This window comes from Psychrobacter sp. DM4 (genome assembly GCF_051307035.1).
Lineage (GTDB): Bacteria > Pseudomonadota > Gammaproteobacteria > Pseudomonadales > Moraxellaceae > Psychrobacter.
In genome coordinates, this window is the sequence record NZ_CP195536.1 from 1,615,719 (window position 1) to 1,641,305 (window position 25,587).

The following is a 25,587-nucleotide window of genomic DNA, read 5'->3' on the forward strand; positions in this document are numbered from 1 at the left end:
ATATGCTTACAGTGCTTTTAAGTTTATTTAAGAATGTTTAGGCGCTGGTTTAAGTCGAAACGCATTAGGGCGTCTGGTAGTTTATCGATTGCCATTGCCAATGTCGCTTCTGCGGCTTGCGCTAACCCTAGCTTCTCAGCCAAAGTTGGTTTTTGACGTGAATGAAGTGCGTAGACTTCGTTGTCCTCCATTAGCGCTAGTAAGTAGCTGTCTGAGGTCTGTAAACTATCGACTAATTTCAACTCAAGCGCATCTTCGCCATACCAGTGCTCGCCTGTCGCCACTTTGTCTAGGTCAAGCTTTGGACGATAGTTGGTCACAAAATGCTTGAACAACTCATGGGTCTGCTCAAGCTCTTCTTGGTATTTAGCGCGGTCTTTATCGTCGTTTTCACCAAATACCGTAACCGTACGTTTGTAGTCACCAGCGGTGAACATCTCGTAGTCGACGTCGTGGTTTTTGAGCCATTTATGAAAGTTTGGTAATTGTGAGACGACGCCGATTGAACCTATAATTGCAAAGGGCGCAGCGACGATTTTGTCCGCAACACATGCCATCATATAGCCGCCACTCGCAGCGACTTTGTCCACACAAACCGTCAGTGTCAAACCTGCATCTTTTAGACGAGCCAGTTGCGCGGCCGCAAGGCCATAACCATGGACTACCCCGCCTGACGACTCCAAACGTACGACCACCTCATCACCTTTGTTTGCTGTACTGATAAGCGTACTGATCTCTTCACGCAAATGCTTGACGGCGCTAGCCTTGATGTCACCATCGAAATCCAATACAAAAACTTGCGAGCTTTTACTAGCGTCTTTATCTTTCTTCTTGCTTTTGGCCTTAGCTTTTAGGGCTTGCTTGGCTTGTTTTGCCATAGTTTTTTTCAGTAATTTTAATGCAGCTTTACCTTGAGTCGCTTCCATAAGATCTTCACGGCGCTGCTCTTGCGCTTTGTTGAGATGACGGACTTTGAGTTCTACGGGATTTTTGGGTGGATTAAATAACATGAAACATTCCTTTTATTGAAGAGAGTCGTAACCTGAGACATTAGTTGGTGATGAACAATTTTGATATTTGATATAAGAATACATAGTATTTTTGGTCATTCAGATATGAGCGCACAAGAATGCGTTTTCAAGTCTTTAACGGGTGTCTTAACGCGCATATTGTCGTATCAGAGTTGTATAACAAAAGCACATTAGGCATAATATGCGTTTGCATAAAATTTTCTACCGTCAGCGTAGTGGTTATGATTATTCCCAATTACGTTGACTCTCTTTTGATTACTATCAACTCAATTTTTAACATTGAATATAGTGATGATTGCACTACTGCCTTTGAATCGATCTGATCTGACAACTGGATAACTAAATATTATGACACAGAGCACTATGACGCAAAGCGGCTACCGAGACGAATATTGCGGCGCCGTAACAGAGAGCTTACTTGAGCAAACCATCACTATCGTAGGCTGGGTACATCGTCGTCGTGATCATGGTGGAGTAATATTCTTAGATATGCGTGACCGCGCTGGCATATTGCAAGTCGTCGTCGATCCAGACACGCCAGAGGCTTTTGCGATTGCTGATGCTGCTCGTCCTGAATATGTGCTCAAAATTACAGGACGCGTGCGTCGTCGTTATGAAGGTACTGAAAATGCTAATATGACCAGCGGTCAAATTGAGCTGCTCGGTAAAGAGATCGAGGTCTTAGCCAAGTCTGAGACGCCGCCTTTTCCATTGAATGATGATAACACAACGGTGTCTGAAGACCTGCGTCTCAAATATCGCTACCTAGACATGCGTCGACCGCAAATGCAAGAGCGTATGGTGTTCCGTGCCAAAGCGACCTCAGCGATTCGCCGCTATTTAGATGATCATGGATTTTTGGATGTCGAGACCCCTATCTTGACTCGAGCGACTCCAGAAGGTGCGCGCGATTACCTCGTACCGTCACGTACACGCCCGGGCAACTTCTTTGCCTTACCGCAGTCGCCTCAGCTATTTAAACAGCTACTCATGGTGTCAGGATTTGATCGATATTATCAAATCGCTAAATGTTTCCGTGATGAGGACCTGCGCGCTGATCGTCAACCTGAGTTTACCCAAGTCGATATCGAGACCTCTTTTTTAGACGAAGAGGAGATCATGACTATCAACGAAGGTCTGATCAAACACGTATTCAAAACTATGATGGATATCGAGCTGAATGATTTTCCGCGTATGACCTACGAGGAAGCGATGCGTGACTATGCTTCAGATAAGCCCGATTTGCGTATACCGCTTAAACTGATTGACGTTGCTGACTTGATGAAAGACGTGGATTTTAAGGTATTCTCAGGTCCGGCGAATGATCCAAAAGGTCGCGTGGCCGCCCTACGTATACCAAATGGTGCGTCGATCAGCCGTAAACAAATCGATGCTTATACCAAATTCGTTGGCATCTACGGCGCACGTGGTTTGGCGTATATCAAAGTCAATGATGCCAGTAATGTCAATAATGGCGTTGATAAAGAGTCAGGTCTGCAATCTCCAATCATTAAGAATATGACGGACGACGTTCTTGCTAGTCTCATTGAACGTACTGGCGCTGAGAGCGGCGATATCATCTTCTTTGGCGCAGATAAAGCCAGTACCGTGAATGATGCTATGGGCGCACTACGTCAAAAGATCGGTCTCGATCTTGAGATGACGACTTGCGAGTGGGCGCCACTTTGGGTTACAGACTTCCCGATGTTTGAGCAGACTGACGATGGTCGCTGGACCTCCATGCATCACCCGTTTACAAAGCCTAAAGGCTCTGTTGATGAGCTAAAAGACCATCCAGAATCAGCACTCTCTATTGCTTATGATATGGTATTGAATGGTACTGAAATCGGCGGTGGTAGCTTACGTATCAATACCCTTGAGATGCAACAGGCCGTATTTGAAGCGCTTGGTATCGATGAGCAAGAGGCTGAAGATAAATTTAGCTTCTTACTTGATGCGCTTAAATTCGGTGCACCGCCGCATGGTGGCTTAGCCTTTGGCTTAGATCGATTGATTATGCTTATGGTAGGCGCAAGCTCTATCCGAGACGTCATTGCCTTCCCAAAAACCAAGACAGCCGATTGTCCATTGACAGAAGCCCCTGCTCCTGTAGATCCCAAGCAGTTGCGTGAACTTGGCATACGCTTGCGTGAAAAAGTTCAGGCAGATACGGATAGACCTGCTCAATAGATGTTCAAGCAGAGACTACTTTAATTATACAAGGTTATGTGAACGCTTATGAATCCATATAATCTTTTTAAGTTTGTGCCATTGCCTGTATTACAGGTGGCGGCACGTGCTGCTGCACGAACGGTTCACTGGTTACCTGAGATCAATATTATTCGAACGATCAAAATCAACATGGCATTAACAGCACCTGTACTTGATAGCGCTTGTAACAAAACGTCAATTAAAGACATTATTCGCAATCAGTCTTTGGGTAGTGTTGAGTCAATAAAAAGCTGGGCGATGCCGCCTGAGTGGAGCATTGCTCAAATTGTTAAGGTTCATAACAAAGACATCTTTTTAGAGGGGCTCGCTAACCCTAATGGGATGCTCGCTATCGTACCTCATTTAGGTACATGGGAGATGATGAACGCATGGCTTAATCAGTTTGGCGCGCCGACCATTATGTACAAGCCTGTCAAAAACAAACTCATTAATGCGTTTATTTTGCAAGGCCGTACACGTCTTAATGCTACTTTGGTTCGTACTGATGCGAGCGGCGTCAAAGCTATATTTAAAACGCTTAAGCAAGGCGGCTTTAGTATTGTATTGCCCGATCATGTGCCAGACCCGTCAGGCGGCGTTATCGTCCCTTTTTTTGGTATCGACACACTGACCAGTACCCTCGCCTCAAAACTCGCTAGCAAAACTCAGTGCGCGTTGGTAGGACTATCCTGTATCCGCCGTGATGACAGACGCGGATTTGATATCTACTGCTACAAGCTTGACGATCCAGACCTGTATCATCGTGATGTCAAGGTGGCGGCACATGCACTAAATAAAGCAATGGAGCCCATGATTATGGATAACTTTAGTCATTACATGTGGGGATACAAGCGCTTTAAACGTATACCGAGTTTAGGCAACCCTTATCGTACAACGGAAGCTAAATTGGCAGACTTTATCAGTGCTAATTTACCTCCTACTAATCCTGGATCATTTAGTTAGTCCTTAATACTGGTCAGCATAAAACTAGGCAGTACAAAACTAGACAACACGAGCATATTATGGCACTTGATACTTCTGAATTACTACCCTCTACGCAACCTACTAAAGCCGATCAGCGCTACATTATTTGCATGAAATGGGGCGATAAGTATGGTGCTGAGTACGTCAATCGCCTCTATAATATGGTCAGTCGTCACCTCAGTCTAGACTTTCAGATGATATGCTTAACAGACGATAGTACGGGTATCGATTCGGCCGTAGACTGCTATCCTATCCCTGAGCTTGACCTGCCCGCTGGATTGCCCGAGCGCGGCTGGAAAAAACTCACTACATTCAAGCCTGAGCTCTATGATTATAAAGGTGTCGCTTTGTTTTTGGATATTGATATTGTTATCGTCGATAATATCGATGAATTTTTTACCTACAAAGCGGAACATGATGATAGCGTCGTTATCATCCGTGATTGGAAAAAACCATGGCGCATGGTAGGTAACAGCTCGGTGTATCGATTTAAAATCGGTCAAAACACCTATCCCAATTTGCTAAGCAACTTTGAGCAGAATTTTGCACAAATTAGCTCAGAGGTTCGTCACGAACAAGCTTATCTGTCCAACTACTTACGTGAGCACCATCACCTAGAATACTGGGATAAAGACTGGTGCGTGAGTTTCAAATATCAGTGTATTGCTCCTATCCCATTTAACTTCATTCGTGCGCCCAAACTCTCTGATAACGCCAAAATTGTCATTTTTCACGGTGAAATCAATCCACCAGATGCTATTGTTGGTGGCAGTGGCAAATGGTATCGTCACGTCAAGCCCAGTCCTTGGTTAAAAGAATACTGGCAATAACGCTTTAGGAAATAACATGACCCAGCATAGTGAACCGCCAATAGATATTGTCATTGCTTGGGTAGACGGTGATGATACTGTCCTAAAGCAAAAAAGAGCGCAGTATCAAGGATTATCAAATACTGCCTCTAGTGCTGTCAGCTCAACACGTTTTGCTAGTAATAACGAAATATATTACAACGTTGCTTCCATTATCAAGTACGTACCGTTCTGTCGTCATATATATATCGTCACGGACGGACAGCGACCTAAATTTGTCGATGAATTTGCGGAACAAGGTATTTGTGAAAAAGATAAAATACGTATTATAGATCATACAGAAATTTTCACAGGGTTTGAGCAGTATTTACCGACTTTTAATACCCGCTCCATTGAAACAATGTTATGGAATATCAAGGATTTATCTGATTACTTTATCTATATGAATGACGATTTTTTCTTTAATCAATCTGTGACCTTAGATGAATTTTTAGATGAAGATAACATTATTATTCATGGTCATTGGCGAAAAAATGCAGTACTCCAAGCCAAACTCAAATATCGTAGTACTATGTCTAGAGTGACTAAGACCCCTATGCAACCAAAGCATACAACTGCCCAGATGCTAAGTGCTCAGATCCTTGGCATGACTCAGTTCTTTGAGATTCATCATTATCCTCATATTGTGGATAAGAATATCTTGAAAAATTACTTATTAGATAACCCTCAGTTGTTAAATAAGCAAATTAAGTATAAGTTTCGAGATGTGGCTCAAGTCAATCCTATTACGCTTATGAATCACTTAAAAATTCAAGCTAGCGAGGCTATGCTCAGACCTGATACCCCTATTAACTATCTTAAGAACAAAAATAGCGTTATCGGTTTTTTAATAGATTTGAATAACGACTCAATCAAATATGGTTGTATACAAAGTCTAGATTTATATGATCTAGACGCTTATAACAAAATTAGCGACGCTATGACTCAAAAATTTTTAGAGTATCTACCATCGTCATTGCTGCTAGATGATAATAAATAGTTCTTAACGTTAATTATCGAACCATAAATTTATAAAATTGATTCTAAAATTATAGCTATCACTTACCACATTGATCATTGATTTAAATTTTAACTTATCAAGGAATAACATTATGGTTTTATTTTTAATATCGAACCATACTGGTTTTAATACGGGTCGAGGGGGCCATTACTACTCTTTGAGACATATGGCTGAAGCTATGGGTAAGCACAAAGAAGTTGTTACTATAATATTAGGCTCTGAGATGCCAATAGCATTAATAGGTATGGAGAAAGCTTACTATGTACCTACAAGTCTCCATCTACAAAAAAAAGGTATGAAAAAAGCAGTACGTTTATTAGAAAAGCTGAATTTTTTATCTAGAATATCAGTAGTCCATGCATACGATGCTAAATCTGTATATATTGGCGCTTCTATTGCAAAAAAAATAGGCGTAAGGTTTTTATTAACTAAGTGTGGCGGTCGAGTACTCAAAAGAAAGTATCCGAAAGTAAACTCTTTGATTGTTTTTCATGAGATGGATTATCACTATTATAATAGTCATAAAGATCACTATAAAGATGTCTACTTGATTCCAAATAGAGTTAAAGATACAACTTATAATAAGAATAGAATACAGCAATTAGAAGATATTAGAGAAAATAGTAGTCTTAATATTATAAAAATAGGAAGGATAGGTAAATATTATTATAAAACATTAACTGATACCATTACGTTTTGTTCTGAATTATCAAAATCTAATTATCAAATAAAACTTACATTTATTGGCTATGAAGAGTCATCAGATATTATAAGAAAACTGAATGCTTTGGCACAGGATTTGAAGGTCGACCTTACTATTTATTCTGATAGTACTTATACTTCAAACGCCTCTGAGCTAATTTGGGCTTGTGATGCTGCTGTTGGGACAGGAAGGGGCGCGATGGAGGCGTTATCAGCCGGAAAAATACTACTTTTCCCTGTTGCCAACTTTGATTATCCATGTCTACTTAATGAGGAAACCGCTACGTATGCGATGCGTGATAATTTCTCAGAGCGCGTAATGTTACCCCAGGAGCTAAGTCAATATTGTGACCCACACTATGTTATGAATTTATTATTAGATAATACATATGTAGAAAATCTAAAGAAATTTGGTCTTGGCTTGTTTGATTCTAATTTCAATGTAGATGTTGGAGCTAAAAAAGTTATTAATATATATAACGAGAATCATACTCTAAACTCTATTACTAGATGGTCCTTATTTAAATTGAGATTGCACGATGCTGTAACTTTTTATAAATTAAAATTAAAGACTTTTAGACATAGCTTAAGGGCCTCATTAAAAAAGTAATGTTATCATTAATTTAAAATGAGCGACTATCAAAACTCAGACTAAAAATTTCTGATAAAAAACTTAAGTTTATTTCAGCACATCTTTACCCTTTATTTAAAATAATATAGGGCGTGTCTTCATTTCTAAAATGGTGATAAAAATGAGATAAATTGCCGTCAAACAAGAAAAATAGCGCAGATAATATCAGGATATTAACCCGCTATTTAGCAAGATTTAGCCCATTGAGATGACTATCGAGTGAATTGAAGACACGACCTAGTATACATATGCTCAATCACTACCGAATAGATCTCGAGTATAAACCTTGTCAATCACATCCTCTAACTCAGACGCTAAACGGTTAGTCAAAATGACATCAGCTTGTTGTTTAAATGAAGTTAAATTGCTAATGACTCGTGATCCAAAGAAATGTTCATCTTCTAGTACGGGCTCATAAACGATAACTTCAACACCTTTGGCCTTGATACGTTTCATTACGCCCTGCATCGCACTGGCTCTAAAATTGTCTGAACCTGACTTCATAATTAATCGATAAATACCTACAACTTTCGGGCGTCGCTTCAATACAGCATCAGCAATAAAATCTTTACGCGTTCGATTAGCATCTACAATCGCTCGAATCATATTATTAGGTACATCTTGATAATTAGCCAATAGCTGTTTGGTATCTTTTGGCAAGCAATAACCACCATAACCAAAAGATGGATTATTATAGTGAGCACCAATACGAGGATCCAACCCTACTCCCTCAATGATTTGCCGACTATCTAACGCTAATGATTCAGCATAACTATCTAACTCATTAAAATACGCAACGCGCATGGCCAAATAGGTATTAGAAAACAACTTGACAGCTTCGGCTTCTGTACTTTCAGTAAACAGTACAGGTACATCTCTTTTGATTGCACCCTGCAAAAGTAATTCTGCAAACTGCCGTGCTCTAGTTGAACGTTCGCCAACAATAATGCGTGAAGGATACAAGTTATCGTATAGTGCTTTGCCCTCACGTAAAAATTCAGGCGAAAAAATAAGATTAGAAACATTAAAGCGCTTTTTTGCCTCCTCCGTAAATCCTACTGGAACCGTTGATTTAATCACTATTGTTGCACTAGGATTCACTGCGACAACATCGCAAATAACATCTTCAACACTTTTTGTATTGAAATAATTAGTGTTAGGGTCATAGTTGGTAGGCGTTGCTATAATGACGAAGTCAGCATTAGTGTAAGCTTCTGTAGAATCCAAGGTAGCTTTAAAATTAAGCATACTTTGATTCAAAAACTCTTGTATTTCTGTATCTTCGATAGGTGATTGTCCGTCATTTAGCAATGCTATTTTCTCTGGAACAATATCGACTGCGACAACCTCGTTATGCTGGGCTAATAGCATAGCATTAGATAATCCGACATATCCTATTCCTGCTACAGCAATTTTCATCTTTAACATCCTGTTTTGTAGAACTTACGATACCAGCCAACAAAATGCCCGACACCTTGTTTTATGGTCACAGCCGGACGATGACCAGTTTTTTTGAATAAAGACTCAGTATCAGCCCAAGTACGTGGTACATCACCCGGCTGCATGGGTAGATAATTATAGATTGCTTTTTTGCCTGTTGCCTGCTCAATAGCATGAACAAACTCCATGAGTGCAACAGGGCTACCGTTGCCGATGTTGTATACAGCGTGAGAATCTTGACTCGCATCAGACTTAGGTGGCATATCGAGTAGACGTACAATACCTTCGACGATATCATCTATATAAGTAAAGTCGCGTTGCATCTCACCATTATTGTAAATATCAATCGGCGACCCTTCAAAAATAGCTTTAGTAAACTTGAACAGAGCCATGTCTGGACGTCCCCAAGGACCATATACAGTAAAAAAACGCAATCCGGTGGCAGGTAGATTATAAAGATGAGAGTAGGCATGCGTCATTAATTCATTAGCCTTTTTAGTTGCTGCATACAGACTAATGGGATTGTCTACTCTATCTGTTACTGAAAAAGGGGTTTTTGCGTTCTCACCGTATACTGAGCTTGAAGAGGCATAGAGTAAATGTTTGACCCTACTGTTTCGGCAACCCTCCAGTATATTTAAATGCCCCACTAAGTTTGAATCAGCATAAGCATGAGGGTTGTCTAACGAATAACGTACGCCTGCCTGAGCTGCCAGATGAATTACAGCATCAAAATTTTCATCTTCAAATAAGTTTGTTACGTCATTGCGGTTGGCAATATCTAACTTGATAAAACGTATATTTGGCACATCAGCTAGATCTTTTAGCCGTGCAAGTTTAAGGGACACATCATAGTAGTCGTTTAAATTATCAATGCCGACTAAGTCATGATCATAGCTTGATAAACATTTTGCGACCGCGTGACCAATAAAACCTGCCATACCAGTGATTAAGATCTTCATACTGACTCTGCTTTTTGATAAAAATTGACTTTTAAGTAATAATAGAACTATGCTTTGCTACAGGCAAAAAGATTTTAATGTATTGGCGCTTAACAACGTTTAAATATCCTGAATTTTTCCGTAAGAGTTGACAAACTTCGCTTCGACAACCATCTGATATCCTGTTCTACGATGAACCGTTTCTCTTACTGTATTAATTAAAGATAGAATATCCTTCGCCTGAGCACTACCGTTATTTACGATAAAATTGGCGTGAAGATAAGAGACTTGAGCACCCCCTCTACTTAAGCCCTTTAACCCGCAGTCTTCAATCACTTTACCTGGCGGTCCATAAGTTGCATACATATCAGGATTGCTCACGAACACAGAGCCGCAGTTTGGTAGTTTACGTGGGAATTTTTTTCGACGCGACTGTAAAATCTCTAACATCTCTTGGCGAATAGCACTCTTAGTTTGATTATCATTGAGCTTAAGTCCAACCTCTATGATCACCTCATCTCTTTCTTGAAAGATAGAACGGCGATAAGAAAACTTACACTCCTCTTTGGTATAACGTTTTACGTTACCTGCTACGTCTACTGTATCAACATAGTTGACTACACTACCAATACCTTGTCTTTGACTACCGCCATTCATGACAACAAGGCCGCCAAGGGTACCCGGTATGCCGCAAATGTGTTCAATACCAGATAAGCTGGCTTGCATCGCTGTTTTAGCTAGGCTAGGCGCCCATATACCGGGCTCGGCGGTAATCTCTGAGTCATGCACGTGTACTTTTGAGAAGTTAGACCCTATCTGTACAACGACGCCTTGTAAGCCTTCATCTGCAAACAATAAATTTGTCGTACTGCCTATGATTACTGAGGGTACGTTGTTTTGATAGATCCACTGTCGAACTTTGATTAATTCTTCTTTATTCCTAGGACGAATAATGACCTCGGCTACTCCTCCTACTCGCCACTGACTGAACGTAGATAAACACGTTTTAAAAGTAATAATGTCAGGGAAAAGAGCCTTAAGCTCACTCATTCGTAACGCATTCATTGATATCTATCCAATACTGCCACTACAGTTTGCACCTAAAGCCTTTAGCTTAGGGATAAGATCAACATAACCACGTCCGATTTGCCAAGCATCAGTAATCACCGTTTCATCTTCAGCAGCTAAACCGCATAAGGTAAGTGCGATGCCAGCACGCAGATCTAATGCTTTAACTTGAGCACCTTTTAAGCCACCGCTATTGCCTATAACTTTAAGCATATCACCAGATATTTCGTACTGTAATCCCATACGAGCCATCTCTTTAGCGTATCCATAGCGACCAGGAAAACGCAAATCCACTATTCGTGATTCTCCTTGAGCTTGAGCAGCCCAAGCCGCCATAATAGGTTGTACATCTGAGTTAATACCTGGATGTGGTCCAGTACTTATCTCAAGCGGGTAGCAACATCCGCCTCGAACAATAAGAGAGTTTTCGCCTGTATAAAGTTTTGCGCCTGCAGCTTTAAGATGGGTTAGAACAACTTCTAAATCAGCGTAAGGAAAATCATAAATCTCTATATCACCTTTTGTGATAACTGCTGCTGCTAACCACGTGATCGCTTCCATATTATCAGCGATGACTTTATGTTCAACACCCTTTAGATGATCGACCCCAGTAATTTCGATATGTTCTTGTCCAAAAACTTTTATACGGGCACCCATACTATTTAGCATCGTGATTAAATCGAGTATCTCTGGACGAATATGCGGGTTCCAAATACGTGTAACGCCTCTCGCTAATGAACCTGCTATTATCGCGTTTTCTGTAGCTCCTGTTGAACGTATCGGTAAATATATATCTGCACCTATCAGCCCAGCCTTTGCTTCTGCGCATAAATAGTCATCCTCCTCCCATACGTTTGCTCCTAACTTCTCAAGTAGCATCACATGTAGATCATACTTGCGCTCACCAAGTTTACATCCTCCTGGCAGAGGCACTTTTGCTTGTCCAAATCGAGCTACTAACGCACCCAATATAAGTAAAGTATTCCTAATTGAACGACCATCCCAAACTAAATTTGTTTTTAGATTAGTATTCTCTTTAATGACTATGGTGTCATTGTTTACAAGTACTGTCTCTTTCCCTAAAGAATGAAGCATATCAACATGTACTTGTGCATCTAGTAACTGCGAAGGATAGTTTTTTAGGATAATTTTTTCTTCAGATAAAATACTAGCTGCTAATAGACGTAATGCTGAGTTTTTAGCGCCTGCTAGTGCCACCTCTCCTTGCAGTTTACTTTTTGAAATGGTTAGCACATTATTAGTCATTCAAAATCTCGTTTTGTCTATACAATTAGACTTTATTATTAAATAAAAGGTTTTATAACCAAATTGAGGCATTAGAAGCAGTTTAAAATGAATAGTTCAATTATGATGCTAGATAATCAACATACTGCTGAGCAATATTCTTAGGCAAGAACTTCTCATCAAAATCAACCTTGAATCTTTGCGGATCGTTCATCAATTCTGTCATTTTTATAGCTAACGCTTCTACATCGTCTACAGGCACAAGACTATCGCTAGGCAACATCTCACTAGGCCCTGATGGACAGTTCGTACTAACTACCGGAACCTGTAGAGCCAACGCTTCTGGTATGACTCGCACAAAACCTTCAAACCGTGAAGATAATACCAGTCCTCTGGCATGCTTCATGTACGGATAAGGATTTTTATTGAAACCTAAGAAGATAATCTTGTCTTCTAATCCTAAATCTTTGACCAATTCTTTAGTTTGTTCTAGTAGCTTACCCTTACCTAGTAGCACTAGAGGATAAGCCATAGACGATTTGGCATAAGCTTTTATCAACACATCATGCGCCTTTTGATACGTGAGACTACCGACATGCAATATGTATTGATTCGGTTGAAGCACTTTATGAGGCGTACTATATGACTCATGACTCATCTCTTCAATTAACTGCTTATCAAAAGCATTATAAATTGTCGTACTGATGATATCTGGTCCTAGTCTTGCTTGTAGATCACTTTCCACACCTTTTGAGACACAAATACAAGGATGTGTCTTGTAGATATGCTGTAGCCTACTAATTTTGTTGTCTAACTTATGACTTTCGGTTAGTTTAAACTTATGAGAGATATCATTTCTAATAATGTACATTATATTAGGTAATTTGCTATAAACCATAACCCTATCTGAGGGTTCTAAATTAGATAAAACAATATCTGGCTGTCCAATCTTCTTTGTGATGAATTTATCTACAGCACCTGCAAACAATTGATGACGGATGCGCTCACTTGGTATGAGTTTATAAGGTTTAAATTTGAGCATATGATACGATAAATTTGGATTTAAATCATACTCTGTAAGAGACTTAAACCTCAAAATATGAACCTCATAACCCAATTCATAAAATCCTTGACCTAAAGTCAGTACTGAACGCTCGGCTCCGCCCCCCTTTATAGCACTAATAATAAGAACGGCGATTTTGGAACCTTGATTCATAACTTATAGCCTGCTAGTGGATTGATACTCAATTTGATCATTTTATTATTAAGACTCAACTACTCTCTCCAATATGTCTCAATCCAATCCACTGGTAAGATAAAATGACGTAAATGACGTAGTGGCTTTTTAAGATTCTTTGTGTCTTTGATGTTTTTTAAATGATCTACTGCGTTGTTTGCAGCATCTTTGTTATATTTGCCTTCGATAGCATGCGTTGGATACAAGTCACCTGGGAATATGACAAGGCGCGCGCCTTTTGGTATCTTAGGCGTTTTAAAATAATTTAGCGGAAACGGCTGACGGCATTTGCGTCTAAAGTGCGCAACCCATTTTTTGGGGAACAGTTTGACGCCGCCGGGCGCATTACGGGTGACAAAACGCTGCTCAAAACGATATTTGTCAGCGATGCCTTGCGGATCGGCTTTGAATTTTTCTTGTAGTGACACCAACTGCCCGACTTGAAACCTAAAGCAGGATGTCTGTCCTAAACGCTCTAAGGGGTTGCTTGGATTGTACGATAGTATGATGTCATCAGCCTTTCCATATTCAAAGAAAGGATCGAGACTATCGACGATGATCACATCTAAATCGACAAATAATACCGTGCCCGTTAGATCACCTAACGTTTCGCCCCACAAACGCGACTTTGGCCACTTGCCCAACGTATTGGTAGGCATAGTCACATCGAGTGGTGGCAACTCTTGGCATTCAATCTCAGAACGTACACCAGTGGTGTCATCGGTAAAACAAACAAAGCGAAATGGCGGCGTAATATTACGAGAGACCATACCGTATAATTTGTTGGCATAATCAGCGCCGTATTTGGTGCCCCATTTAATACAGATGATCTGCTTGATGTTGTTGTCTTTAGCTTTGGCTTTTTTGAACATAAAGGAGCTCACTGTCATCGTATGAGTAAATATGCCAAGTATATTAACACAAAAAAAAGACTGAACAATTATGTTCAGCCTTTTTGAGCAAATTTACAATTAATCAATAAAATCTAACCAATCCATGTATTGCTCACTACGACCATGCACGACATCGAAGTACAAAGTTTGAAGCTTCTCTGTAATTTCGCCGCGACCACCGTTACCAATAGTGCGATCATCATATTCACGAATGGGCGTAACCTCAGCTGCCGTACCCGTCATAAAGATCTCATCGGCTAAGTAGAACTCATCGCGAGTAATACGGCGTTCTGTGACTTTGATGTCTAAGTCTTTGCAGAACTGCATGATAGTACGGCGCGTAATCCCATCCAATGCCCCACCTGCCAAATCTGGCGTATGAAGCTCACCGTTTTTGACTAAGAATAAATTCTCACCTGACCCTTGGCATACGTAGCCTTGTGAGTCCATCATGATCGCCTCATCATAGCCATTACGGGTCACTTCACGGTTTGCCATGATTGAGACCGGATAATTACTCGACGCTTTGGCCTTGCACATCGTGACGTTGGGCAGATGATGAGTATAAGAAGACGTTTTGACACGAATACCATTTTGGATACCCTCTTCACCCAAATAGGCGCCCCAATGCCACGCGGCAACCATAGCATTGACGCTATTGGTGTGGGCTGAGAGTCCCAATTTTTCAGCGCCAACCCAAATTAGCGGACGAATATAAGCTTCGGCTAGTTTGTTTTGTTTAACGACATCTTTATGCGCTTGTTCAAGCGTGGCTTGATCAAAGGGCACTTCTAACTGAAAAATCTTTGCTGACCCTAACAGGCGTTCGGTATGATCTTTTAGACGAAATACAGCAGTGCGCTTGTCATCGGTCTGATACGCTCGGACTCCTTCAAATACTGCGATACCATAATGCATACTATGTGTCAGCACATGAACTTTTGCATCGGGCTGATCAATTATCTCGCCATTCATCCAAAGTTTGCCGTCTTGGGTTGCCATGTTCATGCAAAAGTCCTTAGGTTAGCACTATCGTCTAACTTTTCTATTAAGTGTTTAATGGATGAAATACAAACGTATATAAATCCGAATGTTTCAGATCTGCGGGTGATTATATCATCGCCAGACTCAGCAAAGATAATTTTTTAGTGTGCTATAAACTGATTTTTTTAATAAACAATTAAAGATTTATTTAGTATCTATTGGCGTCACGCCCATCAAGTGCTGCCACTGTGCCTGAACCAGTCGCCGTGTTTCAACCCACAAGGATTCATCCACTAAGGAGGACTGCTCAGCTAAAGCAAGCTGGTGCGTCGCGGCTCGTATACGTAAATAAGCATCGGTTAGATCCTGACAAACCTCCTGCTTCCATATTCCCAATTTAGCTACTTCTTCAAAGATACGAACATTGTCGCTCCACTTGGTTAAGCTTGGGTACTCATGAGAATATGCCAGTACGGCGAACTGCGCCAAGAACTCGATATCGACAATGCCGCCTGCATCTTGTTTGAGATGAAATTTGCCCTCTCGTTGCTGGTTTGAGCTGGTGCCGAGATGCTTTTGCATCTTTAAACGCATGCTCGTCACCTCAACCCTTACCTCATCAAGCGTACGCGGTAATGACAAAGCAGAGCGGCGTATATCACAAAAGCGCGCTGTGACGATCTTGTCGCCGCAGATAGCACGCGAGCGTACAAGTGCTTGATGCTCCCAAGCCCAGGCCTTACCGAGCTGGTAAGTCTCAAAAGCATGACTAGATACGATCATCATTCCTGCATTACCAGAGGGCCGCAGACGCATATCAATCTCATAAGCGCGTCCATCACGAGTCTGAGTATTTAGATAAGTCATGAGCTTTTGCACAAGCCTTGCGGCAAATTTCATTCCGCTCACTGACTTCTCACCCGTCGTCATACCCGCCTCTTTTATCTTGTGCAAAAACACTAAGTCCAAATCTGATGAGTAAGACAACTCAAGTCCGCCAAGCTTGCCATAGCCAATGATAGCAAAGCCGCAATCGGCTTCCGTAACAGGGTCGCCATTAGTCGATATAGGATAGCCATAGCGCTTGACAATCTCAGCAAAAGCACGCTCCAGAGCAGCCTCTAGTACGACCTCGGCAATATAAGTCAGTGAGTCTGAGACTTTCATGATCGGACGTTCAGCCAGCACATCGCTTGCCGCTACTGCTAGTATTTGATTCTTTTTGAATAGACGTAGCGCACTAAGCAGCTCTTCTTCATCGCCAGGCTCTACTCGCAGTAAGTGCTGACGCAAAATATCACGCAGCTCGATCTTGTCAGGTAGATGGCGATAACGCTGCTGAAGAAAGGTGTCGAGTAGTACAGGATAGCGTGCCAACTCATTGGCAATCCAAGGGCTCGCTGAGAGCATGGGAATCAGCTCAACCGTCGCATTGGGGTTTTCTGCGATCATCACTAAATAGATAGAACGACGACAAATTGCTTCAAGCAAGGTAATGAGTCGCGGTAAGGCCGTATTAGCCAGTTGCTGCTGCTGCTGGTGTGCGAGCAAAGCATGTACGATAACAGGGTACGCCTCATCTAGGCGCGTCCTAGCCTCATCGCTCAAGCTTGCCACCATTTTAGACTGCCAGAACTGATCAAGTTGCGCGCGGCTGTCTTCAGTAAGTACTGTATCTAATTTAGCGATTTGTTCATTAAGATCAGCGGGCTCTACGTCTTCATCGTCTTGGGTGGGCATCTGTCGCTCAGTTACCATACGCTCAAACGGTACATTTATCGTATGTCTATGTTGATTAAGCGTCTTGGTTAACTCGTTCCAATTCTCAAACCCTAAAGTTGTTGCCAAGTTTAGACGCCAGAATGGGTCTTGTGGTAAGCGCTGGGTTTGTTGATCGTTAATCGCTTGAATACCATGCTCTAATCGGCGCAAAAAACGATATGCGGCTTGGAGCTGCTCGTAGGTAGTTGGCTCAAAATATTCAAAATGATACAGCTCCCTCATTGCCTCCAAGCACGATTTGACCTGTAACTCAGGGTGACGTCCGCCATAGATCAGCTGAAATGCTTGTACAATGAACTCGATATCACGAATACCGCCGGCGCCAAGCTTGATATTATCTAAGTCCTCACGCTGCGCCACTTGGTTTTGAATCAGTGACTTCATCTCTCTGAGCGCTGAAAAGGCACTATAATCGACGTAATAGCGAAATACAAAAGGTTTGATTAAATCTTGCAAGCCATCATAAAACGGCTCGGCCACTTGCCCGACTACTCTCGCCTTTAACCAAGCGAATCGCTCCCAAGCCCTGCCATGATTGGTAAAATACTTTTGTAAGGCGGAGAGATGAATAGCCAAATCACTACCATCGCCCCAAGGTCGCAGACGCATATCTACTCGAAATACAAACCCATCGGCAGTATTATTATCGAGCAATTTTATAATGCCTTGGCCAAGGCGATTCATAAAGCGTTTGTTATCGATACTACGCGTACCTTTTGCTTTGTCACCGTCTGTCTCACCGCGCGCCCAGTGAACGAATATCAGATCAATATCACTTGATAAATTTAGCTCTTGCGCGCCAAGTTTGCCCATCGCCATAATTGCCATATCATCAAATTGTATATCGCCCTGTCCATTGACAAAGGTAGGTCGACCATACTGGGCCACCAGATGCGTATAGGTATATTCTTTGGCAAACATGATACAACCATCAGCGAATTCGGAGAGCTCATCGGTCAGCTGTTCAAGGGCGATCACTCCTAGCGCATCTTGCCAAATCCAGCGCATCATAAGGGAGGTACGCAGATGACGCAGACCGCTCATCACTTGCGTCTCATCACCCAGCTGATAGTTATCGTCTAGCGTATAATCTTGAATCAAATCATCAATCTGCTGGCGAGTTAAAGTGCTATCTAGCGGATAACTGCGTAAAAAGGTCTGGCAGGAGTTCGTTCGACTCTCCCACACCTGATAAGCAAATGCACTGGCAGTCTGCAAAACTTTAATCTGCTGAGGTGTTGGCTGATAACTCATAGGATTGGGGCTATTAGATAACATATTGGATGGTTCTAGTGGCTCCGGTAGCATAGGGATAAAAACTCCTGACATTGAATGTTAAGACTACGTGAACCTTATGGACAAGTTTATTATTTTTTATTACGAGGCGGTCATTATTTAATAATGAGCAGATGTCAAAATACGATATTTTTTGAGCATTTAACTTAAACACCTCAGTAGTAAGCGACGCATTATTTGCTACAATATCGTAAGTAATATTAAAGATAAATGCTTAAGTTTATCGTTGATTTTTATGACTTCATGGTAGCATAAATCGTTTTACGTGAAATGATGTTTGATACCCGATGGTATTTGGTATTTGATTTTCAATACTCAATGACTCCTATCCTATGATAAAAGTGTGATATCCCTTTATGACTATCGACCATACTGTATTATTGATAACCAAAGATCCCAGTCATCCGCTTGCGTCTTTATCTTTACGTTATGCGCGTGCCTATCTTCACAGCATTGTGGCCAATGGCAACGATGCTAGTGAGAACAAGTCGTTGAAACTCTTCTTTTACGCGGATGCAGCTCATATTGCCAATCGTCTGCGTTGGCAGTCCGCTGATCAATCTAACTTAACGGTCAAGTGGCAGGAACTGGCGGCTGAGTATTCGCAACCCTTGCCAGTATGTGTAAGTACAGCGCTGAGTCGCGGTATTAGCGATGCGGACAATAGCGCTCGCCATCAATTAGATGGTGACAATTTAGCCCCTGGGTTCGAGCTGGTCGGGCTTGGTGAGCTCGCGATGATGTTACAAGGCAATTGTCGCTTACTCCAGTTTTAAGAGAATACATTATGAAAATACTCATCCAGCTGCGCACACCCACTGAGATGGCAAGCTACGAAGGCTGCGCTTTGGCACTAACGCTGGCTACATTTGAGCATGAGGTACAGCTGTATTTGGATGCATCTGTCTTTGGGTTACTGATGCAACCCAAGTCGCGTTTGCATGGCATGATGCAATCGCTCGACTTATATGATATGCCTCCAGCTTGGCTACCTGATGATGTCTTTAGTGGCTGGATAACAGGTATGCTACCAAGCGAACTGGCAGCGCAATTAACATTAGTACCAGAAGTCATCGACTCACAAGAATTCGATCAGGTTTTGACTTTTTAGATTGAGTTAATTCTAATTTGCAAACTCGAATTTTATTCAAAAAATAATCACTGTTACTCAGTGAACAACAACTTGGGTGGACGACTGCCATGGCAACTTTGTATCAATTACATAGTACGATGGATATGCTTAGACGTAGCACTGAGCAAATGGCGCTGACGTGGCGACATGGTGACAGTATTGTTTTGCTTGGCACGACTATTGCTTTTATTGATTGGCTACAAGCTTATTTAGACGACAGTGATATAGAGGGCGTTGTAGCTCTGTACGCTTTAGTTGACGATGTGGCTCAATTGGGCGCTGATGCTCCAATTACCCTAAAATTAAATCGCAAGCTGACAGGTATTCTGAGCGATAAGGAGTGGGTCACAATGACACAAGAATCGATGTTTGATAAAGTGGTGACGATTAACCTATGAGTGAGCTCTTATCGTTAGACCAAGATGGGCATCTCAATGATCATACTCTCTGGACACCAGCGATTGCACAGCAACTTGCTGATACTTTGAATGTTGATCTGACACGTGAGCACTTACACATTTTAGATCAAGTCAGAGTATTTTTTGATACATTCAATCATGCACCGGCGACGCGTCCCCTAATTAAATGGTTACAACAAGTCTTGCCTGAACAAGATATTAGCAATCAAAGGTTGCAACAGCTGTTCAATACAGGACTGGTGGCTCGTCACGTCAATCGCCTTGCAGGACTACCAAAACCACCTAATTGTTTATGAGATTGAAGAGTGATAACCATTCAAAATACAGCTCACATAACTATTCCTTTGCATCGTAAACGCTAAGCGTCTCATAACCGGTACTGCGCCCTGTATCACCCACGAATTCTTGTTGACGCCAGACCTCATAGAGACAGATAGCCACGCTGTTCGATAAATTCAAGCTGCGTGAATCAGGCAGCATTGGCAACCTAAGCCACTGCTCAGCACCGATATCAGCACGGATATCGTCACTTAACCCTGAGGTCTCAGAACCAAAAACGAGCGCAATATTAGTAGAATTGCTTTCGTTTGAATTTGGTGTTGTAAAGTCATGCTCATACAAAGGGCTACTGAGTTTAGTTGTTAGAGCAACGATATGCACGCATCGCGCTGCTATTAAGGATTGTTTTGCTATAACCCAATTATCATGAACTTTTAGATGTGCATATTCATGATAATCGAGTCCTGCTCGGCGCAACTTCTTGTCCTCAAGCTCGAACCCCAAAGGCTTTACTAGATGTAACTGCGCGCCACTATTAGCGCATAGCCGTATAATATTGCCTGTATTGCTCGGCATCTTTGGTGCAATTAGTACAATGTGAATGGTCATCAAACGTTTCCATGAATTATTTATTCATCACGATGTGTTTTTGATATATAACAAGCGTAATAATAAGTTACAGTTTACTATCAATAATTACATTTTGGTACTGTGCACTGATTTTAACTTTCACTATCATAGCGGCAATGGATATGATGACACTGTCATGGTGCTCAGTTAGGCTATGTTATGTTGATTTTATCTTTACACTGGTTGGTACTTACTATTTATAATCTCCGTACTAGTAACTAAGATCATAAATAGTAACCGCTATCAGCGTTCCCCCTAAACTTTACTTAATTTGAGGAATTTACTATGAAAAAAGTAATCATCGCATCTTTGACTGCTATGTTTGTATTGACTGGTTGCAACACTCTACAAGGTTTTGGCCAAGACGTATCTGGCGCTGGTGATGCTGTTAGCAACACCGCTCAAGACGTTAAGCAAAAAATCTAAGTTAGCTTGTTAGATTTATAAAAAAGGATTTACCGTTTGGTAAGTCCTTTTTTTGTGACTCAATTTTTATTGACTTAATACTTAGATCGTAGCTAAAGAAAAGCTCGCAATATCTGATTTAAATAACGCAGACCCAGTACCGTTGGCTTTATCTTATCTTGAGTATCCTCAAGTAATCCGCTACTGACTAAGTTTTTGATCTCATCATCGATCATGTCAATACTAAATCCCGTTCGCGACTCAAACAAATAATGGCTCACCCCCTCATGTAAGCGTAGGGCATTTAGCATAAATTCACTGACCAGCTCATCTTGCTCGATTGTCTGCCACCCTATCATCTTCGGTGTAACATCGCCTCTCATATAATCTTTTGGCGCACGGGTCTTGCTAAAGCGATAGATACCTGGCGCAGTTGACGCCTCAAACATAGAGTCGTTAGTAGAAGCCAGTAATAATGAATTTTGTTCTACAAAGGTATCAAACCTATGACCAATAGTTACCTTGCCGTGAGCCCCTGCGCCAATAGCTAAATAATCGCCAAATTGCCAGTAGTTAACATTATGACGGCAATGCGTATCTGACGCGCCTGCCCAAGCGGATACTTCATAATTCCTATAACCGAGCTCATCTAACAGCCTTTGACCTGCCTGCTCGATATCTGCCAAATTGTCTTCATCTGGCAGTATGGGCTGGCTACGATAAAACACAGTATTAGGCTCTATGGTTAGCTGATACCAAGAGATATGAGTGGCACCAGCCTCATGTGCGGTCTGAATATCATACATAGCCTCATTAAGCGTTTGCTGCGGTAGACCATGCATCAAGTCCACATTGACGCGCTCAAATCCAGCAGCACGAGCGGCTCTAATAGCAGACATCGCTTGGGTAGGATCATGAATACGACCAAGCGTCGTTAGCTTGTCGGCAGCAAAGCTTTGAACGCCGATAGACAAGCGATTGATTCCGACTTTTAAGTATTCAGCGAATGGCGCGTGCTCAAGCGTACCAGGATTGGCCTCCATCGTAATCTCGATATCAGGCATAAATTCAAAACAGTCTCGTAATCCATCAAACAAGCGCTGATATTGCGTGATCGGCAGTAGTGAAGGTGTCCCGCCACCGATAAATATGGAGCTAATCTGACGCCCTTGCGTCAATGCTATTTGCATGCGAGCATCTAATAATAGAGTGTCAACATACTTATCATACAAGGACAGCTGATGATCTATAGGCAGCTCATGTGAGTTAAAGTCGCAATACGGACATTTTTTGACGCACCATGGAATATGTATATATAGTGCCAACGGAATGCTCATGACGTTCAAATTAATAGACGTTGATAAGGTATCAATGCTGGCATTATCTATAGTCGCATCATCAGTAAAATCAGGTTTAGGCATAAAGGTGTGGCTTATTGTGAGAGGGTTGGTTATCGCAAAAAAACTTTTGCTAGCATAACGAGTAAGGTCGTCAAATAAAAGCCAAGGTGCTAAATAAAAGCCTAGCGACAACATAAACGGTAACAACTACTAATATCGATCATTTTAAAATAAAGGCAAAATAGTTCTGACACGTACGTGTTAGACGTATATAGCACAAGTGACAAATATCTTTATTACAAAATGAGTAAAACTATGGCGTATTGGCTAATGAAATCCAATCCAAAGTACTTTGGTATTAAGGATATCGAACGTTTGGGCACTGACGGTTGGGATGGTGTGCGCAATTACCGCGCGCGTAACTTTATGCGTGATGATATGCAAGTCGGTGATAAAGTGATCTTTTATCATTCAAGTGCCAAGCCTTCAGGTGCCGCAGGTATCATGACCGTCAATCAAGCGGGCTACCCTGACCCCACGCAGTTTTATCCTGAACATCGTCATTATGATCCGCTTGCCTTTGAGGACGCGCCGCGCTGGTACATGGTGGATGTGAGCTTTGAGCTGGCGTTCACAGATATCGTCCCTTTATCAGCGCTCAAATTCATACCCGCACTTGAGGATTCGCTCCTACTCAAAAAAGGCTGTCAGCAGCTTACCGTTATTCCGCTTGCGCCCAAACATTGGCAAGCGATTATCGATATGGCAGAGGATCTGAATCTTATGCCTTAAGCGCTCATTATAATGACAAAGCGACGGTTATCACATTGACATCTCAGCCTTGCTTGATTACCATCGTGTCTGCCTTTGACCTGTTGATTCAAATTACGAATTAGCGGGTTATTTTCATTTTAGTCATTCAATTTTGCTTGTCCTTGATCCGCTCCTGTTATGCTGACCGGCGTTTGATGCAAGATGACCTGCATCGCAATTACTTTGTATGCTGATTATTTAATAAGTGGTTCGTTATGGTGCTGCCGTTATCGTTTTCAGATTTTAAGAGCTATAGTTTGCGCTTGGGCATTTTAGCTTTGCCTATATTGATTACTCAGTTTTGTCAGGCAGCGCTTGGTGTCGTTGATGCCATTATGGCAGGGCGCGTCTCAGCCCTTGATTTGGCAGCGGTCGCGGTAGGCTCTGGCATTTGGCTACCACTGTTTTTGCTGGCAACGGGTATTTTGATTGCCACCACGCCTTTAGTCGGTGAGGCAATAGGACAAAAAAACCACGATCTAATACCTCATATCACTCAGCAATCTTTGTGGACCGCAGCTGTCATTGGTATCATTGGTTTCGTTATTGTCAACCTAGCACCGAATGTGCTTGGCCTTATGGGTGTACCTGAAAATATTCAACCGATAGCGGCGCAATATCTGTACGGCGTCTCCTTTGGTTTTCCAGCACTAGCAATATATGCGGTGCTACGCAGTTATTGTGAAGCGCTCGGTCGCCCTGAACCTGTCACTATCATCAGTATTATAGGCCTGCTTGCAGATATACCGCTCAACTACATTTTTATTCATGGTCTGTATGGTATGCCAGAGCTTGGCGGCGCAGGCTGTGGAGTAGCAACGGCTATTGTACTTTGGATAAATGTATTACTTTTGGTGGCTTATACCGCCTTTACCAAGCGCCAGCAGTTTGCTAGCACGCGTTTTTATCGTCATTTTGCGCGGCCTAATCGTGTCCAAATCGCTAAACTATTAGCGTTAGGCATTCCTATTGGCATCTCTATTTTCTTTGAAGCGAGCTTATTTAGCTTAGGCGCGTTAGTCATCAGTCCATTAGGGGAGCTAGCTACTGCTTCTCATCAAGTAGCATTGGCGGTCACCTCGCAGTTATTTATGATACCTATATCAGTGGCAATGGCGCTTACTATTATGATATCCAACCGTTTTGGTGAAAAGAACCTCATGGCGCTGCGTCAAGTGCAAGCCACGGGACTGATATGGACGGTTTTGATTGCTATCGTATGTATGCTTGGCGTTTGGTTATTCAGACCGCAGCTAGCGATGGCCTTTACCGATAACCCCGATGTGCAAGCACAAGCCATGCATTTGCTTATATTTGCACTCGCTTATCAGCTCTTTGATGGCTGGCAGGTCAATGTCGCAGGTATTCTACGTGGTCTACAAGACACCAAAGTACCTATGTGGGTCACCATGTTCTGTTATTGGGTGGTCGCGCTACCGATGGGTATCTACCTTGTGCGCTATACCGATGTCGGGGCACAAGGGTTTTGGATGGCATTGATTACAGGATTGTTTTTAGCAGCGATTTTACTGACCTTAAGGCTCATTTATCAACAAAAACAGTTAGATGAAAAGTGGGGCTAGCTACTATTAAATGCTAGTGTGTACTTTTTCGCGTCTTTATCGAGTATGATGAATAAACCGTAACCATTCTAATATAAAATTATTGAGTTAACAGTTGTACATTGATTGCTCATTGAGCGGATAATAGGTATGATTGGCATGAGGATAAAGTATATTTTGTTACACTATTTTTTCTTGAATACGTTCTTTCTTAAAAACAAATAAAAGGTATCGTTACATTATGGATATTGAAAAGATACGCACCCTAATCGCTCTCATGGAAGAAAACGAGCTCGTCAATCTAGAGATTAGCTCTGACGATGAGCATATCAGTTTGACCCGTCATTATGATACCCCTGTGCAACCTATGATGGCGGCGCCCGCTGCTGGGGCAATGCCAATAGCTACGCCAGCGGCTGATGTCAAAGCAGGCAGCGTTGAGACCTCTCCTATGGTTGGTGTCTTTTACTCATCGCCAAGTCCAAATGATCCCCCCTATGCTAAAGTTGGCCAGAAAGTACAAGCGGGCGATACACTCGGTATTATAGAAGCGATGAAGATCATGAACCCGCTCGAAGCGACTCAAAGCGGCGTCATAGATGAGATCTTGGTAGCAAACTCTGATGTGGTACAGTTCGGTCAGCCTGTTATACGCTACAAGGCGTAGTGGCATCCGCCCTACTTTACCCAGTT

At 41.9% G+C, this 25,587-nt stretch carries 24 protein-coding genes; 13 read left to right on the plus strand and 11 right to left on the minus strand.

The features are described from left to right. Window positions 1-23 precede the first annotated feature (23 nt). The gene (gene sohB / locus ACR64G_RS06840; protein WP_435978572.1) at window positions 24-1,010 is read right to left on the minus strand and encodes a protease SohB; all 987 of its coding nucleotides are present in this window, start codon (window positions 1,008-1,010) and stop codon (window positions 24-26) included. 384 nt (window positions 1,011-1,394) lie between these two features. Between sohB and aspS the strand changes: the two genes are divergently transcribed. The 5 genes from aspS to ACR64G_RS06865 all read left to right on the plus strand — a co-directional run bounded on the left by aspS (window position 1,395) and on the right by ACR64G_RS06865 (window position 7,407). Beyond that, window positions 1,395-3,221, plus strand: coding sequence for an aspartate--tRNA ligase (gene aspS / locus ACR64G_RS06845; RefSeq protein WP_435980668.1), 1,827 nt, complete (start codon window positions 1,395-1,397; stop codon window positions 3,219-3,221). Between the two features lie 48 nt (window positions 3,222-3,269). Beyond that, the gene (locus ACR64G_RS06850; RefSeq protein ID WP_435978573.1) at window positions 3,270-4,205 is read left to right on the plus strand and encodes a lysophospholipid acyltransferase family protein; all 936 of its coding nucleotides are present in this window, start codon (window positions 3,270-3,272) and stop codon (window positions 4,203-4,205) included. Window positions 4,206-4,264: 59 nt separating this feature from the next. After that, window positions 4,265-5,056, plus strand: a complete 792-nt coding sequence (locus tag ACR64G_RS06855) for a glycosyltransferase (RefSeq protein ID WP_435978574.1) — start codon at window positions 4,265-4,267, stop codon at window positions 5,054-5,056. Window positions 5,057-5,072: 16 nt separating this feature from the next. Then, window positions 5,073-6,074 carry a Stealth CR1 domain-containing protein gene (locus tag ACR64G_RS06860; RefSeq protein WP_435978575.1) on the plus strand — a complete coding sequence of 334 codons (1,002 nt, stop codon included), beginning with the start codon at window positions 5,073-5,075 and terminating at the stop codon, window positions 6,072-6,074. A gap of 187 nt (window positions 6,075-6,261) precedes the next feature. Continuing rightward, window positions 6,262-7,407, plus strand: a complete 1,146-nt coding sequence (locus ACR64G_RS06865) for a hypothetical protein (protein WP_435978576.1) — start codon at window positions 6,262-6,264, stop codon at window positions 7,405-7,407. A 273-nt stretch (window positions 7,408-7,680) separates the two neighbouring features. Here ACR64G_RS06865 and ACR64G_RS06870 read toward each other — a convergent pair whose 3' ends face one another. From ACR64G_RS06870 to glnE, 8 genes are all read right to left on the minus strand, one after another. Next, on the minus strand, window positions 7,681-8,847 hold the full coding sequence (locus tag ACR64G_RS06870) for a nucleotide sugar dehydrogenase (protein ID WP_435978577.1): 1,167 nt from the start codon (window positions 8,845-8,847) through the stop codon (window positions 7,681-7,683). Between the two features lie 2 nt (window positions 8,848-8,849). Further along, window positions 8,850-9,830 carry an NAD-dependent epimerase gene (locus ACR64G_RS06875; RefSeq protein ID WP_435978578.1) on the minus strand — a complete coding sequence of 327 codons (981 nt, stop codon included), beginning with the start codon at window positions 9,828-9,830 and terminating at the stop codon, window positions 8,850-8,852. Window positions 9,831-9,929: 99 nt separating this feature from the next. Then, window positions 9,930-10,874: a UDP-N-acetylmuramate dehydrogenase gene (murB, locus tag ACR64G_RS06880; RefSeq protein WP_435978579.1), complete on the minus strand. Its 945-nt coding sequence runs from the start codon at window positions 10,872-10,874 to the stop codon at window positions 9,930-9,932. Between the two features lie 6 nt (window positions 10,875-10,880). Continuing rightward, window positions 10,881-12,143: a UDP-N-acetylglucosamine 1-carboxyvinyltransferase gene (locus tag ACR64G_RS06885; RefSeq protein WP_435978580.1), complete on the minus strand. Its 1,263-nt coding sequence runs from the start codon at window positions 12,141-12,143 to the stop codon at window positions 10,881-10,883. A gap of 100 nt (window positions 12,144-12,243) precedes the next feature. Then, window positions 12,244-13,338 carry a glycosyltransferase gene (locus ACR64G_RS06890; RefSeq protein WP_435978581.1) on the minus strand — a complete coding sequence of 365 codons (1,095 nt, stop codon included), beginning with the start codon at window positions 13,336-13,338 and terminating at the stop codon, window positions 12,244-12,246. Window positions 13,339-13,397: 59 nt separating this feature from the next. Beyond that, window positions 13,398-14,231 (minus strand): glycosyl transferase, encoded by an 834-nt coding sequence (locus ACR64G_RS06895; RefSeq protein ID WP_435978582.1) that lies wholly within the window; start codon window positions 14,229-14,231, stop codon window positions 13,398-13,400. Between the two features lie 99 nt (window positions 14,232-14,330). Continuing rightward, window positions 14,331-15,260: a branched-chain amino acid transaminase gene (locus ACR64G_RS06900; RefSeq protein WP_435978583.1), complete on the minus strand. Its 930-nt coding sequence runs from the start codon at window positions 15,258-15,260 to the stop codon at window positions 14,331-14,333. Between the two features lie 180 nt (window positions 15,261-15,440). After that, on the minus strand, window positions 15,441-18,296 hold the full coding sequence (gene glnE, locus ACR64G_RS06905; RefSeq protein ID WP_435980669.1) for a bifunctional [glutamate--ammonia ligase]-adenylyl-L-tyrosine phosphorylase/[glutamate--ammonia-ligase] adenylyltransferase: 2,856 nt from the start codon (window positions 18,294-18,296) through the stop codon (window positions 15,441-15,443). A 374-nt stretch (window positions 18,297-18,670) separates the two neighbouring features. On the opposite strand from glnE, the gene tusD reads away from it, so the two are divergent. The 4 genes from tusD to ACR64G_RS06925 all read left to right on the plus strand — a co-directional run bounded on the left by tusD (window position 18,671) and on the right by ACR64G_RS06925 (window position 20,161). After that, on the plus strand, window positions 18,671-19,090 hold the full coding sequence (gene tusD, locus ACR64G_RS06910; RefSeq protein WP_435978584.1) for a sulfurtransferase complex subunit TusD: 420 nt from the start codon (window positions 18,671-18,673) through the stop codon (window positions 19,088-19,090). Between the two features lie 11 nt (window positions 19,091-19,101). Next, complete coding sequence (locus ACR64G_RS06915; RefSeq protein WP_435978585.1) at window positions 19,102-19,425, plus strand: hypothetical protein; 324 nt, start codon at window positions 19,102-19,104, stop codon at window positions 19,423-19,425. Window positions 19,426-19,514: 89 nt separating this feature from the next. After that, window positions 19,515-19,844, plus strand: a complete 330-nt coding sequence (locus ACR64G_RS06920) for a hypothetical protein (protein ID WP_435978586.1) — start codon at window positions 19,515-19,517, stop codon at window positions 19,842-19,844. After that, a complete protein-coding gene (locus ACR64G_RS06925) occupies window positions 19,841-20,161 on the plus strand; it encodes a TusE/DsrC/DsvC family sulfur relay protein (RefSeq protein ID WP_435978587.1) in 321 nt (106 codons plus the stop codon). Before ACR64G_RS06920 ends, ACR64G_RS06925 begins: the two co-directional genes overlap by 4 nt. A gap of 40 nt (window positions 20,162-20,201) precedes the next feature. Here ACR64G_RS06925 and ACR64G_RS06930 read toward each other — a convergent pair whose 3' ends face one another. After that, the gene (locus ACR64G_RS06930; protein ID WP_435978588.1) at window positions 20,202-20,753 is read right to left on the minus strand and encodes a tRNA (cytidine(34)-2'-O)-methyltransferase; all 552 of its coding nucleotides are present in this window, start codon (window positions 20,751-20,753) and stop codon (window positions 20,202-20,204) included. Window positions 20,754-21,059: 306 nt separating this feature from the next. On the opposite strand from ACR64G_RS06930, the gene ACR64G_RS06935 reads away from it, so the two are divergent. Next, window positions 21,060-21,200: an entericidin A/B family lipoprotein gene (locus ACR64G_RS06935; protein ID WP_435978589.1), complete on the plus strand. Its 141-nt coding sequence runs from the start codon at window positions 21,060-21,062 to the stop codon at window positions 21,198-21,200. A gap of 92 nt (window positions 21,201-21,292) precedes the next feature. On the opposite strand, the gene hemW is transcribed toward ACR64G_RS06935, so the two are convergent. Beyond that, entirely contained in the window at window positions 21,293-22,516 is a 1,224-nt protein-coding gene (hemW, locus tag ACR64G_RS06940) for a radical SAM family heme chaperone HemW (protein WP_435980670.1), read from the minus strand. Between the two features lie 318 nt (window positions 22,517-22,834). Here hemW and ACR64G_RS06945 point away from each other — a divergent pair, with 318 nt between their 5' ends. From ACR64G_RS06945 to accB, 3 genes are all read left to right on the plus strand, one after another. After that, window positions 22,835-23,311: an EVE domain-containing protein gene (locus ACR64G_RS06945; protein ID WP_435978590.1), complete on the plus strand. Its 477-nt coding sequence runs from the start codon at window positions 22,835-22,837 to the stop codon at window positions 23,309-23,311. A gap of 236 nt (window positions 23,312-23,547) precedes the next feature. After that, on the plus strand, window positions 23,548-24,915 hold the full coding sequence (locus ACR64G_RS06950) for an MATE family efflux transporter (RefSeq protein WP_435978591.1): 1,368 nt from the start codon (window positions 23,548-23,550) through the stop codon (window positions 24,913-24,915). 220 nt (window positions 24,916-25,135) lie between these two features. Further along, a complete protein-coding gene (accB, locus tag ACR64G_RS06955) occupies window positions 25,136-25,561 on the plus strand; it encodes an acetyl-CoA carboxylase biotin carboxyl carrier protein (RefSeq protein ID WP_435978592.1) in 426 nt (141 codons plus the stop codon). Window positions 25,562-25,587 lie beyond the last annotated feature (26 nt).